The 11,151-nt window shown below is 47.4% G+C and carries 13 protein-coding genes; 10 read left to right on the top strand and 3 right to left on the bottom strand.

The genetic code is table 11. From position 1 onward, the window contains the following. Window positions 1-149 precede the first annotated feature (149 nt). Window positions 150-638: a peptidylprolyl isomerase gene (locus MHM93_RS12140; protein WP_022944110.1), complete on the bottom strand. Its 489-nt coding sequence runs from the start codon at window positions 636-638 to the stop codon at window positions 150-152. Window positions 639-650: 12 nt separating this feature from the next. Further along, window positions 651-1,559 carry a transcriptional regulator gene (locus tag MHM93_RS12135; protein ID WP_239449288.1) on the bottom strand — a complete coding sequence of 303 codons (909 nt, stop codon included), beginning with the start codon at window positions 1,557-1,559 and terminating at the stop codon, window positions 651-653. A gap of 145 nt (window positions 1,560-1,704) precedes the next feature. Between MHM93_RS12135 and MHM93_RS12130 the strand changes: the two genes are divergently transcribed. Further along, on the top strand, window positions 1,705-1,956 hold the full coding sequence (locus MHM93_RS12130) for a succinate dehydrogenase assembly factor 2 (protein ID WP_239449287.1): 252 nt from the start codon (window positions 1,705-1,707) through the stop codon (window positions 1,954-1,956). Continuing rightward, window positions 1,949-2,374, top strand: coding sequence for a protein YgfX (locus MHM93_RS12125; RefSeq protein WP_239449286.1), 426 nt, complete (start codon window positions 1,949-1,951; stop codon window positions 2,372-2,374). The genes MHM93_RS12130 and MHM93_RS12125 overlap by 8 nt, the downstream gene beginning before the upstream one ends. Here the strand turns inward: MHM93_RS12125 and nadB are convergent. Beyond that, the gene (nadB, locus tag MHM93_RS12120; protein WP_022944106.1) at window positions 2,349-3,965 is read right to left on the bottom strand and encodes an L-aspartate oxidase; all 1,617 of its coding nucleotides are present in this window, start codon (window positions 3,963-3,965) and stop codon (window positions 2,349-2,351) included. The two genes, MHM93_RS12125 and nadB, sit on opposite strands and share 26 nt — an antisense overlap. Window positions 3,966-4,168: 203 nt before the next feature. Between nadB and rpoE the strand changes: the two genes are divergently transcribed. The 8 genes from rpoE (at window position 4,169) to era (ending at window position 11,149) form a co-directional block, all read left to right on the top strand. Then, complete coding sequence (gene rpoE / locus MHM93_RS12115; protein WP_022944105.1) at window positions 4,169-4,750, top strand: RNA polymerase sigma factor RpoE; 582 nt, start codon at window positions 4,169-4,171, stop codon at window positions 4,748-4,750. Between the two features lies 1 nt (window position 4,751). Next, window positions 4,752-5,354, top strand: coding sequence for an RseA family anti-sigma factor (locus MHM93_RS12110; RefSeq protein ID WP_239449285.1), 603 nt, complete (start codon window positions 4,752-4,754; stop codon window positions 5,352-5,354). A 60-nt stretch (window positions 5,355-5,414) separates the two neighbouring features. Further along, window positions 5,415-6,302 (top strand): MucB/RseB C-terminal domain-containing protein, encoded by an 888-nt coding sequence (locus tag MHM93_RS12105; RefSeq protein WP_231658110.1) that lies wholly within the window; start codon window positions 5,415-5,417, stop codon window positions 6,300-6,302. 3 nt (window positions 6,303-6,305) lie between these two features. Next, on the top strand, window positions 6,306-6,755 hold the full coding sequence (locus MHM93_RS12100) for a SoxR reducing system RseC family protein (RefSeq protein WP_138507761.1): 450 nt from the start codon (window positions 6,306-6,308) through the stop codon (window positions 6,753-6,755). A gap of 68 nt (window positions 6,756-6,823) precedes the next feature. Beyond that, the gene (gene lepA / locus MHM93_RS12095) at window positions 6,824-8,611 is read left to right on the top strand and encodes a translation elongation factor 4 (RefSeq protein ID WP_022944101.1); all 1,788 of its coding nucleotides are present in this window, start codon (window positions 6,824-6,826) and stop codon (window positions 8,609-8,611) included. Between the two features lie 21 nt (window positions 8,612-8,632). Continuing rightward, the gene (gene lepB / locus MHM93_RS12090; RefSeq protein ID WP_022944100.1) at window positions 8,633-9,568 is read left to right on the top strand and encodes a signal peptidase I; all 936 of its coding nucleotides are present in this window, start codon (window positions 8,633-8,635) and stop codon (window positions 9,566-9,568) included. A 2-nt stretch (window positions 9,569-9,570) separates the two neighbouring features. Beyond that, complete coding sequence (gene rnc, locus MHM93_RS12085) at window positions 9,571-10,248, top strand: ribonuclease III (RefSeq protein ID WP_022944099.1); 678 nt, start codon at window positions 9,571-9,573, stop codon at window positions 10,246-10,248. A 1-nt stretch (window position 10,249) separates the two neighbouring features. Beyond that, window positions 10,250-11,149, top strand: coding sequence for a GTPase Era (gene era / locus MHM93_RS12080; protein ID WP_239449284.1), 900 nt, complete (start codon window positions 10,250-10,252; stop codon window positions 11,147-11,149). Window positions 11,150-11,151 lie beyond the last annotated feature (2 nt).

Here is an 11,151-nt window from a genome sequence, read left to right as displayed (position 1 = left end):
AAGCGAGGGAATAATCTCGTTGAGTTCGTTTGCTATTTGATTTCATTACACTCTCCAAATTAAGTTTGAAAAGTGTCAACGCTATTTAGGACGGGTCACAAAGCTAAAAAAAGGCGCTTAAGCGCCTTTTTTTAAAGAGTCACAGACAACTATTCGTGGTCGTGATCACATCCCCCTTCGCCGTGAACATGGCCATGGGCTAATTCATCAGCGGTGGCATCGCGTACATCTACAATTTCCACGTCAAATTTTAGGTGGACACCTGCAAGTGGGTGGTTACCGTCAACGATCACATCTTCACCTTGAATATCGACGATAATAACTGTTTGCTCACCGTCATCAGTGGTGGCGCGGAACTGCATGCCCACTTCAATATCCATACCATCGAACATTGATTTAGGTACAGCCTGCATCAATTGCTCATGACGCTCACCATAGCCATCTTCCGGCGCGATTTCGACACTCAGGGTATCACCTGCTTGTTTACCAATTAGCGCATTCTCTAAGCCTGGGATCAAAAAGCCAGTGCCAACGATAAAGACTAATGGCTCACCATCAAAGGTATTGTCGATGGTGTTATCGGCTTTGTCGACTACGCTGTAGTGCATAGTTACGACTTTCTTCTCGGCTATATTCATAACGTTTCCCAATTATTCTTCAGTGAGTGAGTAAGGGAGTGGCTCAATACTGAACATCACCTCAGGTGCGTGTTTTGCACGAAGTTGACTGTCGAGTTCAAGATCGTTTGGCAACACGGCCAAGCCATAAAGTCTGCCTTGATCAACCGCTTGTGCTATCAAGGTGCCACCGCGACGCCAATTGTCACCGACCTGACGTTCTAAATCCACTGGCTGTACTTGACCCTCTGTGAGCGGTGGCGCTAGTTTGCTGTCTGCTTGCGCAGAGAGTACGAACATCGCGCGTTTGTTTTTACCTAGGTACTTCATGCGCGCGACAGTCTCTTGACCAGTGTAGCAGCCTTTACTAAAGCTGATGCCGCCAAGCGCATGTAAATTAACCATTTGCGGGACGTATTCATCAATTGCGGCAGCACATAAGCTGGGCTCTGCGGCCTTAATTTGCGCGCACAAAAAAGCCTCGCTTGAGTGCGCGGGTGTTAAGGTGTCGGCATCGGCTACAACAAGGTAACGGTCATCGGCAAGAGTGAGCACCAACCCTTCAGGTAGGTTGGTCGCGGGATTATCAAGGTTGACTCCTAAGTGCGAACCTAGAGCTTGTTTGTCACCTAACACGCCAGATACCTGTTGCGTCATAGAGGTGATTTCAACTTGGCTAAATACCGCATATTTCTTTAGCTCTCGCAGCGCTGCTTCGGCCTCATCGGCGCTACAAATTAATAAATAGCCTTGCTGATAAGCTGCGATGCGAAAGCAGGCCCATAGCTTTCCTTTTGCACTGCATTGCCCTGCCCACAGCCAAGTGTTTGGCTCAACAAGGTTGATATCTTGTGTGAGTTGTCCTTGCAGGTAAGATTTAGCATCAACACCACTAACGTAGATCGCAACATAATCTGTTGCGTAAACAGTAAATGCAGACATACACGACTCCTTAGGTACGCAAGCTAATGACAAGCGCAAGTGTATCGTAAGCGTCGCAGTGATGACACCCGATAGACGCAAAATAGCTGTGAGTAGCAACAGTTTTTGCTAAACTGCGGCGCAGTAAATCATAAAGAGGTAAACCATGGCGAAGTTAGACAGTAAAGCACGCTTACGTTGGGCGTGTCGCAGAGGCATGCTTGAGCTTGATGTGTTGTTTATGCCCTTTGTTGAAGAGGCGTACGACTCCCTTAATGATGATGACAAGGCGACGTTTCAACGTTTGTTGGCGGCTGATGATCCCGATTTATTTGCTTGGTTTATGGGTCATGAGCAATGCGAAGACGCCGACCTTGCGCGTATGGTTAAAATCATTCTAGACCGCGTACGTGTATAGAGGTGTATTTTCTGCCAATACGGCGAATCACCGGCCATTATTGGGGCTAGTCGGGCTTATCTACATAATACTCGTGTTTAGTCAGCCGCAATGGTTATGGGCTTTGCTATGTGCAATTGTGCTCATGCTCGCGAGTTGGCATGGCTGGCGGGTATATAAGCGTTGCTGGCCGCGCTATGGCATTATTACTATTGACAATCAGCAAGTAGAATTACATGGCCAAGGCATTGAGCTCAGTGGCAAGCTATTAAAGGGAACTAAGGTCTTCAATGGCCTGGTATGGCTGCATTTGCACAGTACCTACACCGGCGCCAAGCGGCACGTGTTTATAGCGGATAAGGCGATGGCGCCCGAGCAGTTTCGTGACTTAGCTCGGGCTGTTAACGAAAACCTTAACGACCCAGTGTCGCAGGATTAAGCTCGGTGATATGGCTATGCGGTAAACGCTCTGGGTAGTCCAAGGTGTAGTGTAGGCCTCGGCTTTCTTTGCGCGCTAAGGCACTGTGGATAATAAGCTCGGCAACTTGGACGAGGTTACGTAGCTCCAATAAGTTATTGCATACTCGGAAATTCGCATAATACTCATGGATCTCTTGTTGCAATAACTCTACTCGACGTAGTGCACGCTCAAGGCGTTTGGTCGAGCGCACAATGCCGACGTAATCCCACATAAATAGCCTGAGCTCATGCCAGTTATGGGTAATGACGACCTCTTCATCGGAGTTAGTGACCCGGCTTTCGTCCCAATCGGGCAGGGTGCTAGGCTCTGCGGGTAACCCCAATTTTGCGACAATGTCTTTGGCTGCAGCTTGGGCAAAGACAATACACTCCAACAACGAGTTGCTAGCCATGCGATTCGCTCCATGCAGACCCGTGTAGGCGACCTCGCCAATGGCATAGAGATTGTCCAAGTCGGTTTTGCCGTTAAAGTCGGTCATCACGCCGCCACAGGTGTAGTGCGCTGCAGGGACTACCGGAATGGGTTCTTTGGTGATATCGATTCCCACACTTAGGCACTTGGCGTAAATGGTGGGGAAGTGCTCGATGATAAATTCTTTATCACGATGGGAGATGTCTAAATAGACGCAATCAGCCCCTAAACGCTTCATTTCAAAATCAATGGCTCTGGCTACGACATCGCGAGGGGCTAGCTCGGCGCGTTCGTCAAACTCCGGCATAAAGCGTGTACCATCTGGGCGCAATAAATAAGCTCCCTCACCGCGCATTGCCTCGGTAATTAAAAAGTTCTGTAATTTTGGATGATACAAGCTTGTGGGATGAAACTGGTTAAACTCCATGTTAGCCACTCGGCAGCCTGCTCGCCACGCCATGGCAATGCCATCGCCACTGGCAACATCAGGATTCGAGGTATACAAATACACCTTACTGGCGCCGCCGGTGGCCAAAGCAATAAAGCGAGCGCTGAGAATTTCTACTTGCTCTTTGGCACGGTTATAAACATACACGCCATGACAATGTTTGCCGTCGCGCCCAAGTTTGGCGTCGGTAATAAGGTCGATGGCGTTGTAATTCTCTAGCAAGGTAATATTAGGGTGTGCTTGCACCCGCTCAATCAGCGTTGTTTGCACTGCTTTACCGGTGGCATCGGCGGCGTGCAGAATACGGCGATGGCTGTGTCCACCTTCCCGAGTTAAATGGTAACGCTCATGACCTTTGTCATCGGTTTCCATATCAAAAGGAACGCCTTGCTCTATTAGCCAACGCATACAAGCCTTCGCATTCGACGCTGTGTAATGCACGGCCTCACGATCGCACAGCCCAGCACCCGCTTCTAAGGTGTCTTCAACGTGCGACTCAATGCTGTCGTTTTGCTTGTCGAAAACGGCAGCAATACCGCCTTGGGCATATAAAGTCGACCCTTCTCGCAGTGCACCTTTACTGATAACCGTAACTTGGCAATGGTTGGCAAGTGACAAGGCCAGTGATAAACCAGCGGCACCGCTACCTATGACGGTAACGTCGCTGTGATGTTGTTTGTTTGGGTTCATGTTATAATGTGGCTTGAGGTTTTTATACCTACGTGGCTCTATATGTATCATATTTACGGGTGTCACACGACTTTAGTTGCTTGCCAATGCAAAAATATTTGCTCAAGCGCGAACTTTTTCATTTTACTCAGGTCAGACACAGTGTATTTGGTAGCAAAGATGCAGCAAGAAAAGCACGACAACGCAGAGGAGTACCGGCTCGAATGAGCGAGCAGGATTTGGATTTAGCGCTGGTAAGAAAGGTTCAACAAGGAGATAAAAATGCTTATAACCTGTTGGTCACCAAATATCAGAATAAGGTTGCAGGATTGATTTCTCGTTACGTTGCCAACCAAGGTGATGTTGCAGATGTAGCTCAGGAGGCGTTTATTAAAGCCTACCGGGCCCTGCCGAACTTTCGGGGCGACAGTGCGTTTTACACTTGGTTATACCGTATTGCGGTCAACTGCGCGAAAAATTACTTGGTAGCGCAGGGTCGTCGGCCGCCTGCGAATGATGTAGATGCAGATGAAGCAGAGTTTTACGAGGGCGCTGATTTATTGCGCTCAAATTCAACGCCCGAGAATTTGCTTCTGAGTGACGAAGTCAGAGACGTTATTTTTGCAACCATAGATAAGCTACCAGAAGATTTAAAAACGGCCATCACTCTGCGGGAGCTAGAGGGGATGAGCTACGAGGAAATCGCTGCGGTGATGGATTGCCCTGTGGGTACGGTACGTTCGCGTATATTTCGAGCCCGAGAAGCGATAGATAATAAGTTAACTCCGTTAATAGGTGAGTCTTAATATGACTAAAGCAAAGTGTAGTGAGCAGGATAAGGCGTTTGTCTCTGCTTTGGTTGACAACGAAGTGTCTTTGGACAATGTCCAAACTGACGATATTGATTCGCAAACCTTAGCCCGCTACAGCCTGATTGGCGACGCGATGCGCTCAGAGACCGCGCCTTCAATTCAATTAGATATTGCCGCTTCGGTTGCTAAGCAATTAGAAAACGAACCTGTCCATGCTGAATTCGGCCAACAACAAGCACAACAACAGCCAGCCGCATCACAGCAAAGCGCTCAGGTTATTTCTGGTGGATGGTGGCGTGGTATCGCCCAAACAGCGATTGCCGCAAGTGTTGCAGTGGTTGCTGTAGTGGGTGTGCAACAATATGGCACTTCTGGTTCAGAGCAAAGCGACTTGCCACCATTGCAATCGCAGCCCTTTTTAGGCTCCGCATCGCCGGTAAGTTATTCTTCGGAGCCGGCGCTTGATAACGCCGAGCGTGGTTTAAGAGATTTGCAGAAGCAGCGTATTGGTGCGCTTGTTATGGAGCACCAGCGACAAACCCGTGAAGCGGCGCGCATCGCTGCTAACGACGAGTCACAAAGTAAAAAGGATCAGTAACAAGTAATGAAGTACCTGTATGTTGCGCTTTTTAGTCTGTGGCTGACTCCTGCGTTGGCCATGTCCGAGATGACCGCTAAACAGTGGTTGGATAACATGGCTACGGCCGTTAAGCAGCGCAACTTTGTTGCTTCTTTCGTGGTCGTCAAAGACCGTGCCATGGAGCCTTATCGTTGGAGCCATGGTATTTATCAAGAGCAGGAGTTAGAGCTTCTTACGCTGTTAAATGGTGCCGGCTTGGAAATGGTGCGAGTTGATGATCAGGTCACCTATTACGAGCCGCAAAATCAGCCATATTCAATCGCTACTAATACCATCGCTGGGCCTATTCCCGAAGTCTTATTTAGCGATATTGATAAGTTGCAAAGCAACTACCGCTTTGTGCTTGGAAATAAAGGACGTATCGCTGGGCGACCGGCACAGCAAATTCGCATCGAGGCGAAAGACCAAGATAAGTACAATTACTGGTTATGGTTGGATACTGAGACCTCGTTATTGCTCAAATCCGCTTATGTGAATCACAGTGGTGAGTTGCTAGAGCAGTTACAGTTAAGCCATATCAGTGTGACCGAGCAACCCGCTCCGGAGCTGGTGGAAATCAGTCAACGTGAATTTCCCACGCCGCTGCCGAAACTAGATGGGCAAAGCGGTGAAAGTAGCTGGAGTATCGGATGGCTGCCGCAAGGATTTGAACTGCTGAAAGCCGACCGCCATAAACTGAACATGAATAATGAGCTGGCCGACTACTACCTTTACTCTGACGGCTTAGTTGATGTCTCGGTGTTTGTGCAGCGGCCTCTAGCTAGTCAGCGTCCTAGTGGTGCACTGACCTCGGGAGCAACTACCGTGTATATTCATAATGCCGGAGCTTACGATGTTTCGGTGATAGGAAATATTCCGACGGCAACCGCGAAAAATATTGCCGAATCTGTCCAGCGCCCTCTGTAGATTATGATAGAGCAAACCCTAACGGTGGTATCAGTGAAAGGAGATATCGCCTTTTTAAAAAGCGAACAAAAGCCAGCTTGTGCAGGGTGCAACGGTAAATGTGGCGCGCAAATCTTTGCCAAGTTATTCAAAACCGACAAAAAAACCTTCCCGTATCAATTTTCTGAACCTGTCGTTGTAGGGCAAAAAGTGAAGTTGGCCTTAGATGACTCCCACATTGTCAGCAGTTCGTTTGTTGTTTATATCTGGCCATTGTTGGCGGCATTGGTGAGCGCCGTGCTTGTGCAAAGTGTTTTAGGCTTAGGCGAACTGGCGCAAATTGGCACTGCTGTGGTGGCCGGTTTCGTTGGCTTTGTCATGGCAAAACAACGTCTTGCGCAGGTTGTTCATGATGTAAAAGTATTAAAAATTTACCCTTTGAGCCTACCTATTTCGCAAAGAGTTGGTGATTAGCGTCAATTAAAGGTAAAATTGGGCCTTTATTTACACGAGCTCAAGTTTAAGAAGTCAGAATCCAATTTATGAAGCATATCCGTAACTTTTCGATTATCGCCCATATCGACCATGGTAAATCGACCCTTTCCGATCGTTTGATCCAAGTATGTGGCGGGTTAACCGACCGCGAAATGCAGCAGCAAGTTCTGGATTCAATGGACCTCGAGCGTGAGCGTGGTATTACCATCAAAGCGCAAAGTGTAACCTTGAATTACACCGCCAAAGACGGTGAAACTTATCAGCTTAATTTTATCGACACCCCAGGGCACGTTGACTTCTCCTATGAAGTATCGCGTTCTCTTGCGGCCTGTGAAGGCGCGTTGCTTGTTGTTGATGCTGGCCAGGGTGTTGAAGCACAAACCTTAGCCAACTGTTACACTGCCATTGAAATGGACTTAGAAGTGGTGCCTATTCTTAATAAAATAGACCTACCACAAGCAGATCCACTGCGTGTTGCCGAAGAAATAGAGGACATTGTCGGGATTGATGCCACTGATGCAGTGCAGTGCAGTGCAAAAACAGGAATTGGCATTGACGATGTGCTAGAACGCATCGTTCGCGATATCCCGCCACCGCAGGGCGACACCGACGGGCCTCTTAAAGCACTTATTGTCGACTCGTGGTTTGACCCTTATCAAGGCGTTGTGTCTTTGGTGCGTATTGTTCAAGGCGAGCTGAAAACGGGCGACAAGATTAAAATCATGTCGAACGAGCAAGTTCATATTGCTGACAAGGTGGGTATCTTTACCCCTAAACAAACTAATACTGGCACACTGAAAACGGGCGAAGTAGGCTTTGTCATCGCCGGTATTAAAGAAATCCATGGTGCGCCAGTCGGTGATACGATTACTTTGGCGAAAAACTCAGCACAAGAGCGTTTACCTGGCTTCCAGCGCGTTAAGCCACAGGTATATGCAGGCATGTTCCCGATCTCTTCGGATCAATACGAGGCATTTCGTGATGCTCTTGATAAGCTCAGCCTCAATGATGCATCGCTGTTCTTCGAACCGGAGAACTCAACCGCATTAGGTTTTGGTTTCCGTTGTGGCTTCCTGGGCATGTTGCACATGGAAATCATCCAAGAACGCTTAGAGCGTGAATATGATATTGACCTCATTACAACCGCGCCTACGGTAATCTATGAGGTTGAGACCAAAGACGGCACGATTCAGATTGATAACCCATCGCAGTTGCCTGCTGTAAACGATATTCTTGAAATTCGTGAGCCTATTGTTGAGGCCAATATTCTTGTGCCACAAGAATACTTAGGCAGCGTTATTACTTTGTGTGTTGATAAGCGCGGCGTGCAAACGCGTATGAATTATCATGGTAACCAAGTGGCTATTACTTACGAGCTGCCGATGGCCGAAGTGGTGATGGATTTCTTCGATAAGCTTAAGTCGACCAGCCGTGGTTTTGCCTCTCTGGATTATAACTTTAAAGAATTCCGTACCTCAGACATGGTGCGGGTCGATATTCTTATTAACGGCGACCGTGTTGATGCCCTTGCGATGATTTGTCACCGCGATAATGCTCAAGGGCGAGGTCGTGAGCTTGCAGAAGCACTGCGCGAACTTATCCCAAGGCAGATGTTTGATATCGCAATTCAAGCGGCTATTGGCAATCACGTTATTGCTCGCTCAACAGTTAAGCAGTTGCGTAAAAACGTAATCGCTAAATGTTATGGTGGCGACGTGAGCCGTAAGAAAAAGCTCTTGCAGAAGCAAAAAGAAGGTAAAAAGCGTATGAAGCAGCTTGGTAATGTGGAAGTGCCACAAGATGCCTTCTTAGCAATTTTAAAAGTTGGCAAATAATAACAAAAGGAAATGCCTCTGATGGCCGGATATTTCTCCATATTTTTGGTGTTATTAACCCTTGGCTCTGGGTTAATTTGGTTGGTTGACCATCTTGTATATGCACCTAAACGTAAAGAGCGTATAGCCCTAGCTGAAGGGGCGGCGGGTAAAGAACTTGATGAAGAGTTGAAGCAAGAAATCGCACCTGAGCCTGTGCTTACCGAGCATGCTAAGTCGATTTTCCCGATGATCGCTATCATTACGGTGTTTCGCTCTTTCATTTTTGAACCCTTCCAAATTCCATCGGGGTCAATGATGCCGACTCTTTTGGTGGGGGACTTTATCCTCGTACAGAAATACTCCTACGGCGTTAAAGACCCGGTCTGGCGCAGTGAACTTATTGAGACCGGCAAGCCGGAGCGCGGCGATATTGCGGTATTTAAGTTTCCACCAGATCCTAAATTAGACTTTATTAAACGTGTCATTGGGCTGCCTGGCGATGCCATTGTGTATCGCAATAAGCAGCTGTATATCAAACCAAACTGCGCTGAGGGTGAGCGTACTCAAGGTGCATTGCAATGTGGCGAATATAATAAAATTGCGCTAGAGATCATCAATAAGGATGAGTTCTCGCTCAGAGGACAATCGCTGGTGCGGCTGCAAGAGAGTTTGGGCGAAGTTGAGCATGACATTCTGATTAACCCAACTTTGCCAGAATTTAAGAGCAAATATTATCGCCAGCAGGGATCAAAAATTGATGAATGGATTGTTCCCGAAGGCCATTATTTTATGATGGGTGACAATCGCGATAACAGTCAAGATGGACGCGCTTGGGGGTTTGTACCTGAGGCTAACCTTGTCGGTAAGGCCGTGTTTATTTGGATGAGTTTTGAATTTGAACATGAACCAGATAGCGCGCTTCCAAGTTGGGTTCCAACCGGCGTACGATTCGAACGCCTAGGTAATATTCAGTAACAATGAAGAAAAACGTAGCAGAACTTTATAAAAAAATTGGTTATACCTTTAGTGAGCAAAACTTACTAGAGCAAGCCCTTACACACCGCAGCCATAAAGGCCAGCATAACGAGCGCCTAGAGTTCTTAGGTGACTCTATCCTTAGCTTTGTTATTGCCGATGCGTTGTACCACAAGTTTCCCAAAGCGCGAGAGGGCGATTTGAGCCGTATGCGCTCGACCTTGGTTCGTGGGCAAACACTTGCCGAATTTGGCGTTGAATTTGAATTAGGTGATTACCTGCGCTTGGGACCCGGTGAGCTAAAAAGCGGCGGTTATCGCCGTGAGTCTACATTAGCTGATGCGGTAGAAGCGATCATCGGTGCGGTGTTCTTAGACTCCGATATCGATACCTGCCGTGACCTAGTACTAAGCTGGTATGCCACTCGCCTTGAGTCAATTTCCCCAGGAATGAATCAAAAAGATCCAAAAACTCTACTGCAAGAGTTTTTACAGGCGCGCAAACTTCCCTTGCCGGGCTACACTGTGATTGATACAAAAGGTCAAGCGCACAATCAAACATTCACGGTTGAATGTATTGTTGAAGGCATGGACAGCATTATTTCTGTAGGCAGTTCACGCCGTAAAGCAGAGCAAAAAGCGGCGGAAAAAGCCTTAAAGATGTTAAAGAATGACAGCTGATATGCAAACAAATACCCATTGCGGTATGGTCGCCATCGTTGGCCGCCCCAATGTAGGAAAATCGACCTTGCTTAATAAAATTGTTGAGCAAAAGGTCAGTATTACCTCGCGTAAGCCACAGACCACGCGCCATCGCATTATGGGTATCCACACCGAAGATAATTACCAAACTGTTTACGTTGACACACCTGGCTTACACGTAGAGGAAAAACGTGCCATCAACCGGCTAATGAACCGCGCAGCATCAAGCTCAATTGGTGATGTTGAATTGGTTATTTTTGTTGTTGAGGGGACGCATTGGACTGATGATGATGAAATGGTACTCAGCAAAGTCAGTGGCGGCAAAACCCCGGTGTTGGTCGTGATCAATAAGACCGACCAAGTTAAAGACAACAACCTGATTTTGCCGCACATTAAGTGGCTCAGTGAGAAAGGCGATTTTGCTGGCATTATTCCAGTATCGGCAAAACACAACCGCAACCTTGATTTGATCAAAACAGAGGTATGTGCTCGTTTGCCAGAAAGTGAGTTCTACTTTCCAGAAGATTATATTACCGATCGCTCAATGCGGTTTTTAGCTGCTGAAGTAGTGCGTGAAAAGCTGATGCGCTTTATGGGTGATGAGCTGCCTTACTCGGTTACTGTAGAGATTGAACAGTTTAAGTGGCAAGACAATGGTGTATGGCATATTAATGCACTGATCCTTGTTGAGCGCGAAACGCAAAAACGTATGGTGATCGGTAACAAAGGTGAAAAGTTAAAAACTATCGGCCGAGAAGCACGTAAAGACCTTGAGCATATGCTCGATAATAAAGTGTTTTTAGAGCTTTGGGTGAAGGTCAAATCAGGTTGGGCAGATGACGAGAGAGCACTGCGCAGCTTAGGTTATGGCGAAGATTAAAC

The organism is Pseudoalteromonas sp. MM17-2 (assembly GCF_022347945.1).
Lineage (GTDB): Bacteria > Pseudomonadota > Gammaproteobacteria > Enterobacterales > Alteromonadaceae > Pseudoalteromonas > Pseudoalteromonas ruthenica.
The sequence above is the reverse complement of the archived record's forward strand: the minus strand, read 5'-3'. Positions and strand labels throughout refer to the sequence as shown.